The organism is Bacillus cereus (assembly GCF_002564555.1).
GTDB lineage: Bacteria > Bacillota > Bacilli > Bacillales > Bacillaceae_G > Bacillus_A > Bacillus_A cereus_K.
In genome coordinates, this window is the sequence record NZ_NUVD01000091.1 from 1 (window position 1) to 21,872 (window position 21,872).

Sequence of the window (21,872 nt, forward strand, 5' to 3'; positions counted from 1 at the left end):
GAAATAGGAACGATCAATGCGACAAGCCTGCGAGTAAGAAGCGAAGCGAATACAAATAGCTCAGTTTTAGGAAACTTAAAAAATGGAGAAAAAGTAACAGTACTAGGAAAAGCAAATGGCTGGGCGAAAATAAGCTACCAAGGAAAAGAAGGGTATGTATCGTTAGAGTTTGTGAAGTTAGAAGAAGGAAAACCAGAAGAGAAGCCAGCGGAAAACATTACAAATGGAACGCAAGAAATAGGAACAATCAATGCGACAAGCCTGCGAGTAAGAAGCGAAGCGAATACAAATAGCTCAGTTCTAGGTAACCTGAAAAATGGAGAAAAGGTAACAGTACTAGGAAAAGCAAATGGCTGGGCGAAAATAAGCTATCAAGGAAAAGAAGGTTATGTATCGTTAGAATTTATAACGATCGGCAAGGATTCAATAGATCCAACAAGTCCAATAAGTCCTGAACAAGTAACAGAAGAACGAGCTGTTGTAAATGCGTCTTTATTAAATGTGCGTAAAGATCCATCAACAGGTGCGGCGGCTGTTGGTCATTTGAAAAATGGAGAGACTGTTACAATTATAGGGAAAGAAAATGGTTGGGCAAAAATCCGTTTTAATGGTGGAGAGGGTTATGTTTCATTACAATTCCTAAAAGTTAAACAGGGTTCGTCTTCTTATGAAATTGTTACCTCATCACAAAAGGTTCAAAAACCAAATGAAACAGAAGCAACACAAATTATGCAGAACATGAAAGAAGATGCTTACATTAAAAGTGACGGTAAAGTTGTAAATATGAAGCAAGGTTTCGTTCGTGCAAATGGAGTTATTAATATTTATGATATTACGACTGGTAAAAAGCTCACATATGTAAAGGGTGGAGCTGATCTGAAATTTGTAAAAGCTGTTGGGGATCGTATTCATGTCCAAATTGATGGTATGACAGGTTATGTGAATATAAACGATGTTACATTACATCCGACAATGACTGGTGAGAAAACGTCGTATTATGCAACTAAAAATGGCAAGCTATATCATTATGTATACAATCCGGAAAATGGTAAATATGCAACGTATCAGATTGGTAATGCTCCGAAACATTTAAAAGAAGGAGAGCGTTACGAGGCTTTCGATAAGAAGCAAGTTGGAGGGCAAGATAGTTATCAATACTTTGAATATATGCCACTTCGTGCAACATCTACTTATACAGGAGATGAAATTGATAATTTCTTACGTAAATCGAATGCAAATAGTCCACTTATAGGATTAGGAAAATATTTTGTAAGTGCAGCAGAGAAATATAAGATGAATGCTGGCTACTTAGTGTCACATGCAATTTTAGAATCTGGATGGGGAACAAGTCGTATCGCGCAGGATAAGAAAAATTTATTTGGCTTTAGAGCGGTAGATTCAGATCCATATAATGGTGCGACTGGATTCAAGACATGGGAAGAAGGCATTGATTTTTGTGCGGCATATATAGATAAGCATTACTTAAATCCAAGTGGAAATACATATAATGGCGGGAACTTGGGGGATAAAGCCGAAGGAATGAATGTCATGTATGCAAGTGATGAAAACTGGGGACAACAAATTGCCTCGCTTATGTATAGAATTGATGCAATGAATGGAAGTAAAGATTTAAATAAATATCGACTTGGAACGTTGACAACAGGTTCACCGATATTTAAGAATTTGGCTGAAGGTCAGACTGGAACTACATCGCGGAATATTATGGTAGCCATTAAGAGAACAATTAATACACCACAAGGGCCATATTATGAAATTGTTTCAGATAATAAAGAATACAACAGTGTCTACGTAAAAGCTGGGTCTGTAAATCTTGTAAACTCTTATTAAAGGAAAATATCATTATTTCAATGCATAAGAATGAAATTCATAATGTTATAGGGAGTGACAGTGTGAAAAAATATATTGCATTTGATATTGGTGGTACACAGATTAAATATGGGATTGTTTCAGAACTCGGGATATTATTAAATCACGAAACTACATTAACAGAGGCTCATGTAGGTGGGGAGCAAATCGTTCAAAAAATCATTAGTTTGGCGGAACAATTAATGAATGAACATGTTGTTTCTGGAATCGGTATTAGTACAGCTGGAATTGTAGATATTCATAAAGGAATTATAACCGGCGGCGTGGATCATATTCCACGCTATGCTGGTATTCCCATTATTGATAGATTACAAACAGAATTAAAAGTTCCTATATCTATTGAAAATGACGTCAATTGTGCTTCGTTTGGAGAGCTGTGGCAAGGTGTTGGAAGGGATGAAAGTAATTTCATTATGCTTACTCTTGGAACAGGCATAGGGGGAGCTATTGTTATTAATAAGGAACTGTACAGAGGTCATTCATTTAGTGCTGGTGAATGGGGAAATATGTTGATCGAAGGGAAAACGTTTGAAGAAGTTGCCTCGATTTCAGGATTAATTTATCTTGTGCGAAAGTATAAAGGTAGCGGTAATTGGAATGGTGAAACAATTTTTGAATTATATGATCAAAAAGATAAAGAAGTTATACATGCTGTTCAAATATTTTTTAAACATTTAGCAATTGGAATTAGTAATCTTGCTTATATATTTAATCCGCAAGCAATTATTATTGGTGGAGGGATTACTAATAGAGGCAGTCGGTTTTTAGAAGAAGTAAAGACAGAGGTGCGAAAATACTTGAATCCTGAAATTTATAGTAATTGCGAGATTAACCTTGCACAAAATCGTAATCATGCAGGAATGCTTGGTGCTATTTACCACTTCTTACATCATCACAAGTAAGTTATATGAATGTTTTCATATAACTGAGAATTTATCCTTTTTCTCACTAGATAAATAATGCTACAATGTAAGAGAAGAATACAATATTTTCCGATTCGGAAAAGGCTTTGTAGAAAGGAAGAAACTTCATGCCTATTATTTTAGAAAAAGGTCAAAAGATTGATTTAACGAAAGGACAACCGAGAGTAGCGAAACTACAGGTTGGCTTAGGCTGGGATCCAATTGGGCAATCAGGTGGATTTCTGTCTTCATTATTTGGAAGTAAACCAAGTGTAGATTGTGATGCATCTGTTGTTATGTTAGAAGGAGAGCATTTTTTAAATAAAAATGATCTAGTTTACTTCGGAAACAAACTTTCTACTTGTGGTAGTATTATTCATTCAGGAGATAATTTAACAGGTGAAGGTGCTGGTGACGACGAAACAATTTTCGTAGAATTACATAAAGTTCCGAGCCGTATTAATCGTTTAGTATTCGTTGTAAATATCTATGACTGTGTAAATCGTCGTCAAGATTTTGGGATGATTCGCAATGCATATATTCGTATTCAAAACCCACAAACAGGTGAAGAATTAGCACGTTATAACTTGTCGGATAATTATGCTGGCAAAACGACTTTAATTGCAGGGGAAATGTATCGAAACGGAAACGAATGGAAGTTTTCAGCAGTTGGAGAAGGCACACAAGATAAAAACTTAAGTGAGATTGTATCACGTTATCAATAATATAAACCAAGGAGGAATTGAATATGGCATCAATTTCATTGAAAAAAGGACAAAAGGTAGACTTAACAAAAACGAATCCAGGTCTTTCAAAAGTTCTTGTAGGACTTGGTTGGGATACGAATCGTTATGACGGACAAAACGATTTCGATTTAGATGTTAGTATTTTCTTAGTAGGTGCTAACGGTAAAGTTTCAGGTGCAGAGGATTTCGTTTTCTATAATAATCCAAAAGGTGCGAATGGTGCTGTAGAGCATTTAGGAGATAACCGAACTGGTGACGGTGAAGGCGATGACGAAACGATTAAAGTAGATTTAAAAAATGTACCTGCACATATCGAACGTATCTGCTTCACAATTACAATTTATGATGGAGAAGGCCGTAGCCAAAACTTCGGACAAGTTTCTAACTCTTTCGTACGTATTCTAGATGAAGAAAAGAATGCAGAATTAATTCGTTATGACTTAGGAGAAGATTTCTCTATTGAAACTGCTGTAGTAGTCGGAGAGTTGTACCGTCATGCAGGTGATTGGAAATTCAATGCAATCGGAAGTGGATTCCAAGGTGGATTAGGTTCTCTATGTAATAACTTTGGATTAGATGTAGAGTAATAGATTAATATATCCATCAGTAAATATATGTTTACTGATGGATATATTTTTAAAAATTAAAATATAGAGGTGAATATACATGGTTATTCAATTACAAAAAGGTCAGAAGATTGATTTAGGTAAGACAAGCCCTGGTTTAACAAAAGCGGTAATTGGTCTTGGCTGGGATATTAAATCTTATGATGGTGGATCAGATTTCGATTTAGATGCATCTGCCTTTTTATTAGATGCGAACGGCAAATGTACGAAGGAAACTGATTTTATTTTCTATAATAATTTACAGTCTCCTTGTGAATCAGTGTTACATACAGGAGATAACCGTACAGGTGAAGGTGAAGGCGACGATGAGCAACTTGTAGTGGACTTAAAGAAAGTTCCAGCAGATGTTCATAAAATTGCTATTACAGTTACAATTTATGATGGAGAAGGCCGTAATCAAAACTTTGGCCAAGTAGGAAATGCGTTCGTTCGTTTAGCAAATGAAGAAACAAATGAAGAAGTGCTTCGTTTTGATTTAGGGGAAGATTTCTCCATCGAAACAGCAGTTGTCTTTTGTGAATTATACCGTCATAATGGACAGTGGAAGTTTAATGCAGTAGGAAGTGGTTTCCAAGGTGGTTTAGGTGCGCTTGTAAGAGCGTATGGCTTGGATGCATAAAAGGAAACGACATTCGTTTCCTTTTTTTGACCTTTCTATAAATCTAGCAAAGAATAGGGGATAAAGGTAAGATGAGCATTTTGCAAGAAATCCTTAATACGTATGCTCAGTTTTTCGACTTAGATATGTGGATTAAAGTGTTACAAGATCCAGTATCTTGGGGATTAATCGGTACACTTGTTGTACTTGAAGGTTTATTATCTGCTGATAACGCACTTGTGTTAGCGGTAATGGTAAAGCATCTTCCGGAAGAGAAACGAAAAAAAGCGTTATTCTATGGGCTTATTGGAGCTTATGCATTCCGATTTATCGCGATTGGAATTGGAATGTACTTAATTAAATTATCGTGGGTAAAAGTGTTAGGTGCACTTTACTTAGCTTGGCTTTCAATTAAATACTTCATTGATAAAAGAAAAGGTAATGCAGAAGAAGAAGAAGCTCATGGCATGAATCAAAATAGTATTCTCATTAGAATGTTCGGTGTTTTCTGGGGAACGGTTGCGATGGTTGAATTAATGGATATCGCATTCTCTGTAGATAGCGTACTTGCTGCATTTGGTGTATCGAATGAAGTTTGGATTTTACTATTAGGCGGAATGCTGGGTATTTTAATGATGCGTGGTATCGCTGGCGTATTCTTAAAACTGTTAGAACGTATTCCAGAGCTTGAAACGACAGCATATATTTTAATCTTAATTATTGCAGTAAAAATGTTACTGTCTGTTATTCATATTGAAGTAAGTCATACAGCGTTCTTTATTATTTTAGTTGTAGCATTTGGAGTAACATTTATACTTCACTACATGAAGAATTCTGGACAAGCTAAAGAAGAAGTTGCAGCTACTAAAGATAATCATAAATAATTGAAATGGGTTTGCTCGTTTTGCGAGCGCCCATTTTTTATAACCAAAAATAGTTTATAATAGAAGAGAGACTTTATAAAAAACGTAAATGTTTTTGGAGGTGAACTGTTGTGTTTTCACGTTTTACACTTCAACCATGTGCATTAAAAGACGAATCAGATTTAAAGCAATTTGAAGCGCTTTTAGAAAAACGCCCACAATATGAACTGACAGAGAATGAGATGAAATTTAGTTATATAGCAACTCGTATTCTTGGTGTTCCTAATGATGTAGATGAATATTTCAATGAATTATTTGATTATAGTGAAGCAAAAGGGATTGAGGTTTTGCATGAACAAAATTTAAATAAGGTGATTGATCCCGACAAACTGCGCCATATTCAAGAAGTGTTTACATTACATCAAGAAGCACCGAATGGACTTACAGTAAATAGGCTTGTAGCCCATTTGTCTGGAAAACAACTATTACCGCAAGTAGACAATCCTGATTTACAGCATTATATACATACGACGTTTATTTCTGTATTGAAATTATATGAAAAACAACATAATCAATCATTAAAAACAGAAGGGTTTCGTCGCTTCTTAATTGATATCATTAAGCTAAGTGAAAATTACGTAGCGAAGTGGTTCTCTACTATTAATTATAAGAAACAAATGCCACGTATCATTTGGTACGGTGATGCGACGGAGAGTCGTATATATTTCTTATACTTTCTTATTATGCTCGGCTGCGATGTACTTTATTATCACCCTGAGGGGAAAGATGGATTTGAGGATATTGATGAAGCGGGAAGAACTTTTGTTGTGTCTCATTCTAGTCGTATTTCTCTTGAACCATTCCCCGATCGTCGTCGTGAGCGAGTTGCAACAGTAGCGTATCAAGCTTCAAAGGAAATTGAGCAAGTACTTCACCACGATAATTCACTATTATACAAACCGTGGCAATTCCGTTCATATACACCAGTAGCTCGTACGCTCAAAACAACGTATGATGAACTCTTTTTAATTACGAAAGAAAAAGCATTTGTACGCCCAACATTCTTTGTTGAAAATAAGCATATTTATATCCCTTCTTTATTTGCAAAAATATCAGGTGTGTCAAAGAATGATAAAGAATATTTTCAGCGATTAAAGGCTGTTACATCATTTGATAATAGTTTATTAATTAATACATTTCCGTTTACGAAAGAACAAAAAGCGAATTTCCAATATCATTATCGAGATGCATTAGATCGGGCAGGGAAGTTGCATCCAGATTTAATTATGAATAGCCATTGGTGGCCACATAAACGTCTACCAGAAGGATTGCAGCATGGCATTGCAGAGGCAATTATTCATACGTGTGAAAGTGAAATGTGTAAACCAATTGGGAAAGAGACGAAACAAGAGGTAGCATTATATGTTTTCGCGCAGCTCTCTCAAATACCACCGAATATTTTGGAACAGCTTGAGAAATTTGATTATTCGCAAGAAGTGCCGAAAATTGTTATATTTAATAATGAGAAGAGCGGAGAATTAAGTCGTTCTGATGCTGTTTTATTACTGTTTTTAAATCAAATTGGAGTAGATGTATTCCACTTTAATCCGACGGGGAGAAACGATATTGAACCGTATATTGAAGCAGGAGCATTTGATTCACATTGGCTTGAAGAAGTTAATTTTGATCTTGAGTTTCATGGTTCATCAGCCTATAAAAATTTATCACAAACAATAAAAGGACTATTTCGTCCGTTTTTATAAGGAAAGGGAGAATGTCATATGAATAACCCAGTCGTACTAGATTCGAAAACAGAATTGAATGAGCAAACTGCACAAGATGTTCGCTTGCAACTTAGACAAGATGAGGAAGTACAACGTATTTATAACGCTGTAGATATTAAAGACCAATTAGAATTAATCGAGCTTGGAAAAGAGCCTTCTATGGAAATTTCACGTTTCGCAGATCAAATTTTACATACAATGTCTTTATCGAAAATAGAAGACTCTGGTGAATTGTTAAAACAGCTTGGTAAAATTATGGACAAATTTGATAGCAAAGACTTTGCGGAAGAGAAAAGTGGTTTCTTCTCACGTATGTTCAAAAAAGCGGATAAAATGATTGAACAAATCTTTAGCAAGTATCAAACGATGGGCCGTGAAATGGATAAAGTATACGTGGAAATTACGAAGTATCAAGATGAAATGAAAAAATCAATTGGTACGTTAGACGGTTTATATGAGCAAAACTTAAAATATTACTTAGACTTAGAAAAATACGTAGTAGCAGGAGAAATGTTATTAGAGCGTTTAAATACAGAGTTAGTTCCAATGTATGAAGAGCGCGTACGTAATAATGATCAGTTAGCAGGTATTGAATTAGAATCTCTTAAAAACTCTGTTGAAATTTTAGAACAGCGTATTGATGATTTAGAAAAGGCACGTATGGTTGCGTTACTTACAGCACCACAAATTCGTATGGTACAACGTGGTAACAATAAATTAATCGGTAAAATCAATACAGCATTTATTACAACGATTCCGATCTTTAAAAATGGTATTATTCAAGCAGTAAATGCGAAGCGTCAAAAGCTTGTTGCAGACTCTATGGCTGAACTGGATCGCCGTACAAATGAGTTACTTAAGAAAAATGCACAAAATATTGCAACGCAAAGTGTGGAAGTAGCGAGATTATCAGGTTCTTCTAGTATTAAAATGGAAACACTTGAGGAAACTTGGAACATTATTTCAAGAGGTATGCAAGAAACACAACAAATTGAAGAGCAAAATAAACGTGAGCGTGAAGAAAGTCGCAAGCGCATGGCTACATTAACAGAGAATATCAAAAAAGAATTACAAGGATAAAGAAAAGGCAATGAGGAACAGTCCTCATTGCCTTTTAGTTTCTCTTAACTAATTTAATGATTTCATTCACAACAAGCGGAATGATACTTAGTAAGAGAACAAATCCACAATCTCGCATCGTTAATGCATGGACACCAAATATATTTGCAAGAGGTGGGATGGAGATGATGCACACTTGCATAAGAACACCGATAAGAAGGGAGAAAACTAAATATTTATTTGTAAATATCCCAATTGAAAAAATGGATTTCGTTCTTGAACGTAAGTTAAACGAATGAACGAGCTGAGAAAAACTAAGAACGACAAATGCCATTGTTTGAGCGTGTAATAGAGCGTCTTCATCAATTTGCTCGGGGAAAAGTGGAAATAGGTTTGTATCTCCGGAATAGAGTTTTGCCCCGACGATAAAGGCTGCTAACGTTAAAAGTCCAATTACAACTCCATTGAAAATAAGAAAAGGGACGCTCCCGCTAAATAAGCTTTCTTTTGCATGACGTGGTTTTTCTTTCATTACATCAGGGTCTTCGGGATCAACACCGAGTGATAATGCGGGCAATGTATCTGTGATTAAATTGACCCATAGAATATGAATAGGTCGTAGTGGTGTTGCCCAACCAAGTAAAATAGCTAAAAATAAAGCGATAATCTCTCCAAAATTACAAGAAAGTAGGAAGAGAATCGACTTTTTAATATTACGATAAATGTTTCTTCCTTCTTCAACCGCTTTAACGATAGATGAGAAGTTATCATCTGTTAAAACCACATCTGCGGCGCCTTTTGCTACATCCGTTCCTGTAATTCCCATAGCTACTCCAACATCTGCTTGCTTTAAAGATGGGGCATCATTTACACCGTCACCAGTCATGGAAACAATGTTACCTTTGTCGCGTAATGCTTTTACAATCTTCACCTTATGTTCGGGAGAGACTCTAGCAAAGACATTTAAATGATTAATTTTACTTGCTAGTTCTGTATCTGAAATGGTATCTAATTCAGTTCCAATCATAATTTCAGATTTTTCTTCAGCAATCCCAAGTTCTTTTGCGATTGCAAAAGCTGTGTCTTTATGGTCACCTGTAATCATGACTGTGCGAATACCAGCTTTTTTACATTCTGTAATAGAATCCTTTACTTCTGTTCGCGGTGGATCAATCATACCGACAAGGCCGATAAAGATGAGGTTTTCTTCAAGATGATCTATATCTACCTCGCTTGAATTGTATTGTTTAAATGCGAATGAAAGTACTCTTAAAGCTTCTTGTGACATTGCCCCGGCAGCGTCTAATATTTGATTTTTATTAGAATCTGTTAGAGCCTCTATTTTGCCATTTTTAAAAATATGGGTACATCGAGGCAAGAGCTTATCGATGGCGCCTTTCGTCATACTATAGTAGCTCTCATCGTATGTATGCACTGTTGACATCATTTTACGATCTGAATCAAAAGGTACCTCATTAACACGTTCATGTTTATTTTCTAAATCATCTTTTTGCATGTTAAAAGTACTTCCAGCAACGAGAAGGGCAATTTCAGTGGGATCCCCCGTTTGGGATTCACTGTTATAAGATGCATCATTACATAACACCATATTTTCTAACAATAGGCGTTGTACATCGTTATTTACATTCAAATTTTCTAAGTGATCGTATGTGTTATCACTATAAAAGTGAGTAACGGTCATTTTATTTTGAGTTAAGGTACCTGTTTTATCTGAACAAATAATTGTGACAGACCCGAGAGCTTCAACAGCCGGTAGTTTACGAATGATAACATTTTGTTTAATCATGCGCTGAACACCAATTGCAAGAACGATAGAAACAATAGCGGGTAAACCTTCTGGAATGGCTGCAACAGCTAAACTAATTGCAGTCATAAACATTTCTAACGTATCCCGGCCCTGTAAAAAACCAATGAGAAACATAGTAGCGCAAATAGCTACAGCGACAAATCCTAAATATTTCCCTACTTGTGCTAAGCTCTTTTGAAGTGGCGTCATATCATCGTCTGCTTCATGTAAAAGAGTTGCAATCTTACCAATTTGTGAATTCATTCCTGTTTCAACAGCAATACCGACGCCTCGTCCATACGTTACAAGCGTCGACATGAAGGCCATGTTTTTTTGATCGCCCAGTGGTACTTGTTCATCAGTTTGTATAGAAGGATGGTAAAGTGCATCCTTATCAACAGGGACAGACTCACCAGTGAGAGCAGATTCTTCAACTTTTAAATTTGCTGTTTCGATAAGGCGCAAATCACATGGGATATAACGCCCGGCATCGAGCATGACAATATCACCTGGAACGACTTGTTCAGATGGAATTTCTTTTAGCTCACCGTCTCGTTTTACAATGGCTTTAGGCGTTGCCATTTTCTTTAGTGCTTCTAAGGCCTGCTCAGCTTTGGATTCTTGGATTACACCAATAACTGCATTTAATATGACAACGAGCGCGATAATACTTGCATCCGCCCATTCTCCTACAAATGCGGAAATAAGTGCAGCTACAAGAAGAACATATACGAGGACGTCATTAACTTGAGCAAAAATCCGCTGCCATAAAGTACGTTTTTGTTTTGAAGTCAATTCATTTGGCCCATACCGCTTTACACGTTCATTTACGCTTTCGGTTGTTAAGCCATTTTGCTCATTTGTTTTAAAATCTGTTACTATTTGATCTTTCGTCTTACTGTACCAATTGCTCATAAGTAAGCACCTCCAGTAAAAACAGTTAGCAATGGTAGTGTTGCTATTATTTGTGAGTAGTATGTATGGAGAAAAAAATCTAAGGTGAGGTTCTATTTCTATTGTACAGCATTTAAAAATTGCTGGAAGAAAAGAGAAGATTTGTCATGAATTTGTTGGAATTAAAAAGAACCTCGAAACTCGAGGCCCTTTGTTATTTTTTAATTAATGTACCTAATTCTTCTGTAATAGCTTGCATTTCACTGATGCTGAATGTTTCACGTTTCATAACATGTTCATAAATGTCACGTAAATCTTCGTACATTTCTTCATTAAAGCTAGCAGCTCTCATCGCTCCAGCATTAACCATACGTAATTTTTCTTTAATAGCTTCGACCATATATTCAACGTTTTCTTCTGACTTTACGGATAAATCCACCGAAGTGTCCCCCTTTAAAATAACATAAGGTTATCTTAACATTTTTTATCATTTTCGTTAATGAATCTTTTCAATCCTATTAAATTAGTGGGGATTTCCTTTATAATTAATAATTGGTTGTTTATACTATAAGTATATATAGAAATGCACCAAGAAAGGAAGAAACAAAAATATGGTTCAAGTATTGTTTGTTTGTCTTGGGAACATTTGCCGTTCTCCAATGGCAGAAGCGATTTTTCGAAATCTTGTCGTAAAAGAGGGACTTGAGGAGAAAATTGTCATTGATTCTGCAGGAACTGGAGATTGGCATATTGGTCATCCACCACATAAAGGAACACAAAAAATTTTAAAAGAAAATGAAGTCGCTTTTGAAGGAATTAAAGCACGTCAAGTAGAAAAAGAAGACTTAACAAAGTTTGATTATATTATTGCCATGGACAACAAGAATATAGCAGATTTAAAAAGTTTAGGTAAAACTGGAGGCTATATTGGTAGGCTGTCCGATTTTGTTCCAGACGGTGGCTGGACAGACGTTCCTGACCCTTACTTTACAGGTAATTTCCAAGAAGTGTATGGCCTTGTAACAGAAGGGTGTGCAAAGCTATTAGCTTTCATTCGAAACGAACAAGGAATATGAGGAAGCTTAGAAAGAAATACTTTCTAACATAAGAAATGAAAGGGTGAAGGAATATGGCAAAGAAAAATAATATTGCTCGAAACATTGCGATTGGTGTAGCAGCAGGTGTCGCTGTATCTATGTTAAAGAAAGAAAATCGTGAAAAAGTAAAAAATACAGCAGAAAAAGCAAAAACAAAGATGATTGAAATTGGAGAAAATGCAAAGATAAAAGAGAAAGTGCAAACTGTTACAGATAAAGGACGCGAACTTGCTGATTTCAATGTAGTGAAAGCGAAAGTAGCAGAAATCAAAAAATTGACGCCGTCTGTTGTAGAAACGTTAAAAGAAACGAAAGAAATTTTTAGTAAGAAAAAAGTTGATTTAGACGAAAAGCCAGAAACAATTGAAATTCAAGCTGTATCTCCAAAGGTAGATGAACTTAAAGTAGAAGAAGAGCCAGTAGTAGCTGAAGATGGTGGTATGAAAGAGGCACGTGAGTTATTTATGAAAGACTCAAATGCAGAGGAAAAAAAAACTGAAGCGTACATTGAATTGAAACAAGATAAAGAAGAGAAGAAAAGCGTCTAAACATATATGAGAAAAATATTAGAAAAGGTGAGGAGACATCGCACTTACTCGTTTGGAAAAGATTTATATGACCGAACGATGCGCGATGATGTAGCGGGCTTGGCAGCACAGCTCGCTTATTTCTTCTTGCTTGCTATTTTTCCTGGGCTTGTTTTCTTAATTACGCTTCTTGGATTCATTGACCTTCAAACAGAAAGTGTGCTCAATTTATTAGAACCGTACGTACCGGAAGATGCGATGAACTTAATTGAAGTGAACGTAGATAAAGTTGTAAATGAGCAAAATGGTGGTTTGCTATCATTTGGTTTACTATCGATGTTATGGTTTGCTTCAAATGGGGTGAATGCGGTTATGAATGCTTTTAACCGTGCGTATGATGTAACGGAAACCCGTTCTTTTATTAAAACTAGAGCTTTATCAATTGTGTTTACATTGGCTATTATTTTTATGATTGTATTTGCGTTAATTGTCCCGGTATTTGGGCAAGTGATTGGGGCAGCGGTGTTTAAAATAATCGGTTTATCGGATAGTTTTTCTTACGTGTGGAGTATTGCTCGATTAGTAGCGAGTTTCTTTGTGCTATTTGCATTGTTTAGTTTTTTATATACGTTTGCACCAGATCGAAAGTTAAAAAGAAAAGAAGTCATTTCAGGAGCATTATTTGCTACTGTAGGATGGATTGTGGTATCGTACTCATTTGCTTTTTATGTAGATAAATTTGCGAATTACGCCAATACATATGGTGGTCTCGGTGGTATCATTGTTTTAATGTTATGGTTTTATTTAACTGGATGGGTCATTTTACTTGGCGGTGAAATTAATGGCTTACTCCATCATTATAGAACGGGTGACAATAATTCCCGTAATGAAAAATGAGCTCTTGTTCCATAATAAAAGGGAACAGGGGGGATATTTCATGAGTAATAATAAAAAGAACCACAATAATAAAAGTAACAATAAACAAAAGGGCAGTTCGCATCCAAAGCATAAAACGAGCAGCAGTGCGAACGGTCATAATAGCTACCATTAGAAAAAGCGGGTCCTTTATGAGGGACCCGCTTTAATTGTTTCCTTTTAATAAGCGTAAACCGTTTAAAATGACAAGAATCGTACTTCCCTCATGCCCAATAACACCAAATGGAAGAGCTAAAAATTGCAAGAAGTTTGAACATATGAGTATTGCAATTACAGCTAGAGAAAAGATTACGTTTTGCTTTACAATACGGTTCATTCGTTTTGATAAACGGATTGCTTGGGAAAGTCGAGATAATTCGTTCTTCATAAGTACAACGTCTGCAGTTTCTAAGGCTACATCTGTTCCTTCACCCATTGCGACACCAATACTAGCGGTAGCGAGCGCAGGGGCATCGTTTATACCGTCTCCGACCATTGCTACTGTACCGTACTTTTCTTTTAATTTTTTAATCGTTTCAACTTTTGTTTCTGGTAAACACGATGCGTAATATTCTTTTATATTACTTTCAGAAGCAATTGCTTTTGCTGTTTCCTCATTATCACCGGTAATCATAATTGCTTCGACACCAATGCTTTGTAAGTCTCGAATGGCAGCTATCGTTTCTTGGCGAAGCGTATCTTTTAAAGCGATAAGCCCAAGAATACCATCTTCATCACTTATATACACGACAGTTTTACCCTCTTTTTCAAGGGAGATAGAAATACCATTATGAAATGTTTTTGTTTCTTCACCGATAAAATCAGCCTTACCAATTTTATAAGCTTTGTTTTTTAATAGTCCCTTTAAACCAAAACCAGTTACATCTTCAACGTTTTCTGGTTTTTGTAATGTAATGTCATAAGCATGTTTTGCATAATTAACAATGGCTTCTGCTAAAGGATGTGTAGAGTGACTTTCAATCGATGCTGTAATAGAGAGCACTTCTTTTTCTGATATAGTATCTCGAACATATACGTCTGTTACGGTAGGTTTTCCTTGTGTTAATGTGCCTGTTTTATCAAACGCGATGGCTTTTACTGACGCGAGACGCTCTAAATGTATACCACCTTTAAAGAGAATTCCGTTTCTCGCTCCGTTAGAAATTGCAGATAACGTTGCTGGTGTAATGGCAGCAACGAGTGCACAGGGGGATGCGACTACAAGTAAGATCATTGCACGATAAAACGTTTCATTCCAGCTCCAGTCAAGTAAGAAATGGGGGACGAACATCATTAGTGCAACAACGATTAGTACTCCTTTTACATATGTTCCTTCAAACTTTTCGATGAATAATTGTGATGGTGATTTTTCACTTTGTGCACTTTGGACGAGACGGATAATCTTTTGGAATAATGTTTGATCGCTCGGTTTCGTGATTTTAACTTCGATAGCACCACGTAAATTTACAGTACCTGCAAATACTTCATCACCATATTTTTTTTCATTAGGAATAGGCTCACCAGTGATCGCTGCTTCATCAATATTTGTTTCACCGTTATGAATTGTACCGTCAGCAGGAACACGTTCACCTGGTTTAATTAAAATAATGTCGTTAATTTGTAATTGGCCAACGGGAATACGTTCCTCGGTGCCATTTGAAATACGTAATGCTTCTTCAGGTTGTAAATCAAGAAGCGCTGAAATTTCTTTTTGACTTTTACTTAACGTATAAGATTCCATTGCACCGCTTAGCGCGAAGATGAAGATTAAAATTGCACCTTCTGCCCAGTAACCAATTATTGCAGCACCGATAGCGGCAAAGAGCATGAGCATTTCGACATTTAACTCTTTTTCTTCAATTGTATCTTCAATGCCTTCTTTTGCTTTTGCATATCCACCGATTATATAAGCAAGGATATAGCAAGTAATACCTATATTCATTACATCGTTCTTTGTAAATAACCACCCAGCTAAAATGAAAATACCAGATGCGATTGCAAATATAAGTTCATAATGTTTTTTTAATGTATCCCATAAAGAGGGATGAGAAATAGTTTTTTTTGCTTGTAATGTTTTTGCTTCTGAGTTCATTACTACCCGCTCCTTTCAAATTCTTATTGAGAAAAATAATCAAAATCGAAACCTCTATAAAACGACGAAAGCTGCCATCCATAATGGATAGCAGCATTTCTGTTGAATCTGATTTTAATAGTTATTATGTTGTAATTATTCTATATTATATCATATGTTTTTATGAGATGGTATGCTTTTGTTTTAAGTATAAACTGAAAACTTGTGTTTTCACAGTTCCTTTGGTATATATGAGTATTGTTCATAAAAAGATCGGAAAGGAAGACAACAAGTGAAGACAGAGAAATTTTTTACCCATCCGATTGGCGTGTTTATTGCTGCGATAGTAGCAACTTTTTTATGGGGGAGCGCATTCCCTTTTATTAAATTAAGTTATGCTGAACTTGGAATTCAGCCACAAGAAGTTGGGGAGCAAATACTATTTGCTGGTTATCGTTTCTTCTTATCTGGGGTAATGCTATTATTCTTTTTTAAAGCGCTAGGAAAAGATATGCACTTCAAAAAAGGAACGGGGAAACAGTTACTACAAATTGGTTTGTTTCAAACATTTCTTCAATATATATGTTTTTATATTGGAATGAGTTATAGTTCGGGAATTGAAGGAGCTATTATTTCAGGAACATCGTCATTCTTTCAAATTTTACTCGCACACTTTTTATATAAAGATGATGCTCTTAATATAAGAAAAATAATTGGGGTTTCTATCGGTTTTTGCGGTGTCATTTTAGTAAATGTACCGAGTGATGGGAGTTTATCATTTCATTTTGGTATCGGTAGCGTATTACTTCTTAGTGCAGCAATGATGTATTCATATGGAAACATATTAGCAAAAGAAGGTAGCAAAACACTAGATATTGGCTATATGACAGCATATCAAATGATTTTTGGTTCTATAGGACTATTATGTATAGGTGCTTTACAAGCTGGAATCATGCCATTTACATTTAGTCTGCATGCAATACTTATGCTAATCTATCTATCCTTCTTATCCGCAGCGGGTTTTTGCATCTGGAATACAATTATGAAATACAATAAAGTTGGAAAAGTATCCATGTATATGTTCTTTATACCTGTATTTGGTGTGTTATTATCGTGCATGATTTTAGGAGAAGCAATTCATTCATTTGTATTATTCGGTTTAGCATGTGTAGCGGCAGGAATTATTGTCGTAAATCGTACCCCGGCTAAGCAGAAAATGGAGCAAAAAAAACAAGTAGCATAGAGAACAGAAAAACGATTAAAATGGAAGAGCAGTATTGTTCTTCTTTTTTTAGGGAGAAAAAGGAGAACAGGCCACATATAACGAAAGAAGATACAATAAAGTATTTATTGAGGAGAACAGGTTATGAATGTACTTTACATGGTGTTAATCGGGCAAATCATTCTCTTTTTCATGGGAGCGATTTATGCAATACGGCAGACAAAAAGAACGAGAGACAATATGCCGTTACCTTTAGCGATTCGTCTTATTCTTAGTTTTTCTTTAACAGGTAGTGCAATTTGGATATGGTTGCAAGATCCGTCGGCAGAATATAGCACGTGGGTTGCACTTGGTATGACTTTATCGACTGTAGGAGATTTGTTTATGGCAGGCTTGATTCCAATTGGTCATCGATTAATTGGAGGAATGGTTACTTTCGCTCTGGCTCATTGTTTTTATGTGAAAGCATTTTTGGAAAAAGGTATTTCGTGGAATGGTTTTGGGATTGGTTTACTTGTATATGGACTCTTTCTAATTATAGGGTGGTTCTTTTTTATCCGAAATGAAAAACAGGATAAATTGTTTACGATAGGAGCTCTAATTTACGGATTGTGGGTTGGAGGAATGGCTTGCTTTGCATTCGCCTTATATTACGAGAACGCAGGAATATGGTGGTTACCGGCGTTTGGTGGTTTACTGTTTGTGATTTCTGATTTTATTATTGGTGTGACAGATATCGGAGGGCGCAAATTGAAGTATGAGCCACTTTGGATTTGGTTTACATATGTAGCTGCTCAGATGTGTATTGTATATGTAGGATTATAAAAAGATACTCTCAAAAATAGTAGATAGACTATTTTGAGAGTATCTTTTTTTATTGCTATGCTACTATGTTTTTTTGTTGTAGAGCAGAAAGACTATATTCATCAGCTGCTTTATAGCCTTGAGCTAATAAATCGTTGATGTAAAGTTTGTTGTAAATAAAGCAGAATACTAGGTTAGAGAATCCAAATGTAAACATGCTAGCGACTAAAATAATTAAAAACCATTTCCAATCGCCGCGGAATATAGCAGGGAGGAAACCAAAGAAAAATACAGTCCAACTAAAACCGATTTTTGCTTGTTTAATTTGGCCAGTATTTTCATTTTTAAGCATAACTTTCATAGAAAAAGTCCTCCTAAGTAAAAATATAATAATAAATGCAAAATATAGTATATCAGAATAGTACGTTTGTAAATATTAATATTTTAGGATATATAGATTTAATAATTCAGAATTTTATGGAAAATTACCAGTTGAATTATTTATAATAAAAGTAAAAAGATGATGAGATGGTGGAATGATGCAAAAGAAAAAACGTTTGCGTGAATTCTTGGAGATAATTGCAATTGCATGTTTATTGGTGTTTTTGGCGAAAATTTTTGTGTTTTTTCCTACGACTGTAAAAGGAGCATCCATGAGGCCGACGTTACAAGATGGGGATAAGGTGATTGTTAATAAGTTAGCAAAACAATTTGAAAGCTATAAGAGAGAAGACATTATTGTTGTGAAGACAGATAATTTTTATGTAAAGAGAGTGATTGGATTACCGGGTGATGTAATTGAGATGAGAAATGATCAACTATATGTGAACGATGAAGTGAAAAATGAAGAGTACTTACAGAATAATAAAAAACAAGCTGAAAAATTACTTATGAATTTAACAGAAGACTTTGGACCGATTACAGTTCCTAAAAATAAGATTTTTGTTATGGGAGATAATCGCTTAATAAGCAGAGATAGTAGAAATGGTTTAGGGCTTATTGATAGATCTGATGTCTTAGGAAAGTTAACAGCAATTTATTACCCATTTGAACATGTGAAAATAATGAATTAAAGTAAAAAACCAAGCAAATTTTAGTTTGCTTGGTTTTTTATGTTAAACAGTAGGAGACTCATTAGATACAAAGATGTCTTCATTGTTTTTGTTAGTACTTAAAACGAATTTGTGCTGCAGTATTTGCAGTTTAAATAATGCTAAAGGATCATGATACGTTTCTGGATTGCTTCTTAGCGTTGCTAATGTTTGTTCGTCTTCTTGTATCTCAAGTTGAGCTGCTTCTACATTTTGTTTCAATATGCTAAGTGGATCTTTAAAGAACATCATGATATCACGTTCTAATGCACCTTCAAATACTTCAAATTGAAGGAAAAATTGCTTTGAAATTGTTTGAGCAATTTCTGTATAGTCTTCCGTTTCGATATATTGTTTATATTTGTTTGCGAGCATAGATTGGTTTTTTTGCATATTACCAAATAGTTTTCCGGCACTCTTTAAGAAAAATTGTGTCGGGGTAAAGCGTAGTAAAATATTGATGTTTGTTACGGTAATTCTATTCGTCATTCGTATAACATCTCGATGCCAATCATCTAGTAATTTGAAATCACAAGGAAGCTTCATACGTTCTTCTTTATATAATTTATTAAACGTTTCACTCATTTCATCTAAATAAGCCTGAGCTTGAATAAATTCATTATGTGCTGTTTCAATCCATTCTTGAATAGACCCAGTAAATTTAGGAAGAAGAACTTGTTGTACATGTTTTTGAATTCTTTCGTTCATTGCAGCATTTAATTCTTCATGAACTAATTTGAAATCACTCTCTTCTTGAACAAGGTCAGAGCAGCTCTGTAATAATTCAGGAATTTGAGAATGTATATCTCGTGTAATTTCTTCTTTCGTTAATAGATAAGATTCTGTGATAGAACGAATTTTGTCTTTTTCAAGAGCAGTAAGATTATTAATGAATCCAGTAAGTTTCACTGAGATATGTTTATTCCAACGTACTGATTTCACTAATGTATTTTCTAATTCCACACGTTCATTCACAAGGTACGCAATTGTCTTTTGAGTAAACCATATTAGCTTTTCTATACGTTCTTTTTCTATGTCACGTTCTGCAAGATTAGAGAGAATGGACTCTGTTACATCCCCAAGTTGCTGGCTACTCTCTTGGGAAGGAGAGTACGGGAAGAATTTTGCATTTGGGAAATGGACTTTAAGTTTACTAATTAGATTTTCATTAGCAGTCGTATTATTTGTGTGTAATACGAAATGAATTTGTAAGTTTGGCACTTGTTCACGTAAATAAAGTAATGTATCAAGATCTTCACCATGTAATGGTGAAGCAGAATTTAATACGTAAATGAGGCTATCTGATGCTTGTAAGTATTCAAAGTATGAGCTGTTTTTATCCAATTGCCCTTGAACAGATGGTGTAACAAGAAATGCAAACTTATTTTTTCTTAAAAATCTACTTGGTAACTTAATTTCTATACATTTTTTCTCAGGCTCTGACTGGGAAGATATATCCATTACTTGGTGGAATTCATCGAAATTCGGTATAGTTTTTACATCTAAATCAGTGAATTCTGTTATTTCAGTTTGACTATCGTCTTTAAATAGAATAGGAGCTGTTACAGTTTCAGCTAATATATTTTCTCCTAATATTGAATTGATGAATGATGCTTTATCATGGTCGCTAGTTCCAGCTATTAGTAGTTGAGTAACATTTAAATCATATAGTTCATGAACGAGTAGCGTAAATTGATGACTTAAATCTACATCATTTTTTTCAGCCCAAACAGCAATTGTTTCGAATAAATGAGAAACGGTTTCCATATCTACATTTGTTTCAGCTGATGAATTAGCAAGTAAGGCTCCAGCACTTTTTACGAGTAATGATTCTAAAGTTGTAGGTGAAACTTCATTCCATGCTAATACTGCGGCAGAGACAAGTAAGGAATCTTTTGCTTTTGTTAAACTAAACCAATTTGTTAATAAATCGGGCACAAGACCGTTTAATTCATGCATAAAATGATCGCCAGTAATTAATGCAAAGTATGTTTCTTGGTATCGGATAGAAATTTCATTCCAATTGTCATTGTTATCTGTTTCAATATGTAAGAATAAATGATTCATACTTTGGATCCAAGAAAGATATAATGGTTCATTTTGATAGCTGTTCCAAAGAGCAATAACAAAGTCTTTAAATTGGGATTGATCAATAGTATATAGAGCTTTTAAAGATTCATAGAAATATTCCGGTTTAATCTTTTTAGTAAATCCTTGGTTCACGTAATTGATTAAAGTATCAAACCAGTGTAGAGATTGCGTTCGAATTCCTTCTTGAACTGCTAGTTCGATAGCGTTGTTCCAATCCTCTTGTTTTTCATAGAAAGAACGTGCGATTGCAGTAATATTTGGATAGTCCGGTTGAAATGCAACAGCTTCACTAATCGTCTTAAAGGCTAGCCCTAAACGATCTTGTTCGATATAAAGAGAAAGAAGTTGTAAGGAAACTTCCATCGTAAGAGTTGTATCTTCAGTTTGAATAGATTGATAAATTTCTTCTGCTTTTGGTAAGAATCCTAGTTCAAAATAGGCATCAGCAATATTTTTGGTTGCCCAAAGTTCAAGGGCGTTATTTACTTTCTCCCACTTAAATATAGCTGCTTCAAAATCTTTATTTTGGTAATAAAATTCACCTTGAGCAAAGCGAATATTAGATATATTGGAGAATTCATTGTTAGATTCATTTATATAAGCTTCACCGAGTACTTCCGGTACCGGAGTAGAAGTTTCTTTTGTTAAAAATGTTTTATAGTAAACTTTTTGGATAAATTGATTTTTAATGGTCATGTTCGTTCCCCCCTGTATAATTTAGAAAAATGATGTTGTATGTAAAAGGGTGCATGTCTTTTAATAGGTAGAAGTTGCGTTATATAGACCAAACTATGTTTTTGCTAGATATATCATTTTTCTTGAGAGTTAAACCGTTGCGAAAAGTAACTTTCCTTTATTGTAACAAAAAAACAAGCATATGAATTTTTA

General features: G+C 35.0%; 19 protein-coding genes. 14 read left to right on the forward strand and 5 right to left on the reverse strand.

Annotation, left to right across the window (positions count from 1 at the left end):
• The 8 genes from COI75_RS20610 to COI75_RS20645 all read left to right on the forward strand — a co-directional run.
• On the forward strand, positions 1-1,848 hold a 1,848-nt coding region (locus COI75_RS20610), incomplete at its 5' end, for an SH3 domain-containing protein (protein ID WP_176535604.1).
• Positions 1,849-1,910: 62 nt separating this feature from the next.
• On the forward strand, positions 1,911-2,789 hold the full coding sequence (locus COI75_RS20615) for an ROK family protein (RefSeq protein WP_000759856.1): 879 nt from the start codon (positions 1,911-1,913) through the stop codon (positions 2,787-2,789).
• Between the two features lie 128 nt (positions 2,790-2,917).
• On the forward strand, positions 2,918-3,514 hold the full coding sequence (locus COI75_RS20620) for a TerD family protein (protein WP_001121600.1): 597 nt from the start codon (positions 2,918-2,920) through the stop codon (positions 3,512-3,514).
• Positions 3,515-3,537: 23 nt separating this feature from the next.
• Positions 3,538-4,122 (forward strand): TerD family protein, encoded by a 585-nt coding sequence (locus COI75_RS20625; RefSeq protein ID WP_000146725.1) that lies wholly within the window; start codon positions 3,538-3,540, stop codon positions 4,120-4,122.
• Between the two features lie 79 nt (positions 4,123-4,201).
• Positions 4,202-4,780: a TerD family protein gene (locus COI75_RS20630; RefSeq protein WP_000236645.1), complete on the forward strand. Its 579-nt coding sequence runs from the start codon at positions 4,202-4,204 to the stop codon at positions 4,778-4,780.
• Positions 4,781-4,851: 71 nt separating this feature from the next.
• A complete protein-coding gene (locus COI75_RS20635) occupies positions 4,852-5,643 on the forward strand; it encodes a TerC family protein (protein WP_000025682.1) in 792 nt (263 codons plus the stop codon).
• 110 nt (positions 5,644-5,753) lie between these two features.
• The gene (locus tag COI75_RS20640) at positions 5,754-7,385 is read left to right on the forward strand and encodes a YceG family protein (protein ID WP_000492829.1); all 1,632 of its coding nucleotides are present in this window, start codon (positions 5,754-5,756) and stop codon (positions 7,383-7,385) included.
• An 18-nt stretch (positions 7,386-7,403) separates the two neighbouring features.
• Positions 7,404-8,486, forward strand: coding sequence for a toxic anion resistance protein (locus COI75_RS20645; RefSeq protein ID WP_001064421.1), 1,083 nt, complete (start codon positions 7,404-7,406; stop codon positions 8,484-8,486).
• A gap of 34 nt (positions 8,487-8,520) precedes the next feature.
• Here COI75_RS20645 and COI75_RS20650 read toward each other — a convergent pair whose 3' ends face one another.
• Positions 8,521-11,187 carry a cation-translocating P-type ATPase gene (locus tag COI75_RS20650; protein WP_098448614.1) on the reverse strand — a complete coding sequence of 889 codons (2,667 nt, stop codon included), beginning with the start codon at positions 11,185-11,187 and terminating at the stop codon, positions 8,521-8,523.
• Positions 11,188-11,380: 193 nt separating this feature from the next.
• Entirely contained in the window at positions 11,381-11,605 is a 225-nt protein-coding gene (locus COI75_RS20655; RefSeq protein WP_000366197.1) for a DUF1128 domain-containing protein, read from the reverse strand.
• 172 nt (positions 11,606-11,777) lie between these two features.
• Here COI75_RS20655 and COI75_RS20660 point away from each other — a divergent pair, with 172 nt between their 5' ends.
• From COI75_RS20660 to COI75_RS20670, 3 genes are read left to right on the forward strand one after another with little or no spacing between them, the layout of a single operon-like run.
• Positions 11,778-12,242: a low molecular weight protein-tyrosine-phosphatase gene (locus tag COI75_RS20660; RefSeq protein WP_002095924.1), complete on the forward strand. Its 465-nt coding sequence runs from the start codon at positions 11,778-11,780 to the stop codon at positions 12,240-12,242.
• Between the two features lie 53 nt (positions 12,243-12,295).
• Entirely contained in the window at positions 12,296-12,811 is a 516-nt protein-coding gene (locus COI75_RS20665) for a DUF4075 domain-containing protein (protein ID WP_001085383.1), read from the forward strand.
• Between the two features lie 6 nt (positions 12,812-12,817).
• Positions 12,818-13,687: a YihY/virulence factor BrkB family protein gene (locus COI75_RS20670; protein WP_001226521.1), complete on the forward strand. Its 870-nt coding sequence runs from the start codon at positions 12,818-12,820 to the stop codon at positions 13,685-13,687.
• A 184-nt stretch (positions 13,688-13,871) separates the two neighbouring features.
• On the opposite strand, the gene COI75_RS20680 is transcribed toward COI75_RS20670, so the two are convergent.
• Positions 13,872-15,797, reverse strand: a complete 1,926-nt coding sequence (locus tag COI75_RS20680; RefSeq protein ID WP_001083559.1) for a heavy metal translocating P-type ATPase — start codon at positions 15,795-15,797, stop codon at positions 13,872-13,874.
• A 271-nt stretch (positions 15,798-16,068) separates the two neighbouring features.
• Here COI75_RS20680 and COI75_RS20690 point away from each other — a divergent pair, with 271 nt between their 5' ends.
• Complete coding sequence (locus tag COI75_RS20690; protein WP_000845684.1) at positions 16,069-17,019, forward strand: DMT family transporter; 951 nt, start codon at positions 16,069-16,071, stop codon at positions 17,017-17,019.
• Between the two features lie 123 nt (positions 17,020-17,142).
• Complete coding sequence (locus tag COI75_RS20695) at positions 17,143-17,823, forward strand: lysoplasmalogenase (RefSeq protein WP_001102006.1); 681 nt, start codon at positions 17,143-17,145, stop codon at positions 17,821-17,823.
• Positions 17,824-17,878: 55 nt separating this feature from the next.
• On the opposite strand, the gene COI75_RS20700 is transcribed toward COI75_RS20695, so the two are convergent.
• Positions 17,879-18,163, reverse strand: a complete 285-nt coding sequence (locus tag COI75_RS20700; protein ID WP_000867044.1) for a hypothetical protein — start codon at positions 18,161-18,163, stop codon at positions 17,879-17,881.
• Between the two features lie 175 nt (positions 18,164-18,338).
• On the opposite strand from COI75_RS20700, the gene lepB reads away from it, so the two are divergent.
• Complete coding sequence (lepB, locus tag COI75_RS20705) at positions 18,339-18,875, forward strand: signal peptidase I (RefSeq protein WP_000983300.1); 537 nt, start codon at positions 18,339-18,341, stop codon at positions 18,873-18,875.
• A 42-nt stretch (positions 18,876-18,917) separates the two neighbouring features.
• Here lepB and COI75_RS20710 read toward each other — a convergent pair whose 3' ends face one another.
• Positions 18,918-21,680, reverse strand: coding sequence for a tetratricopeptide repeat protein (locus COI75_RS20710; RefSeq protein WP_000153123.1), 2,763 nt, complete (start codon positions 21,678-21,680; stop codon positions 18,918-18,920).
• Positions 21,681-21,872: the final 192 nt, after the last annotated feature.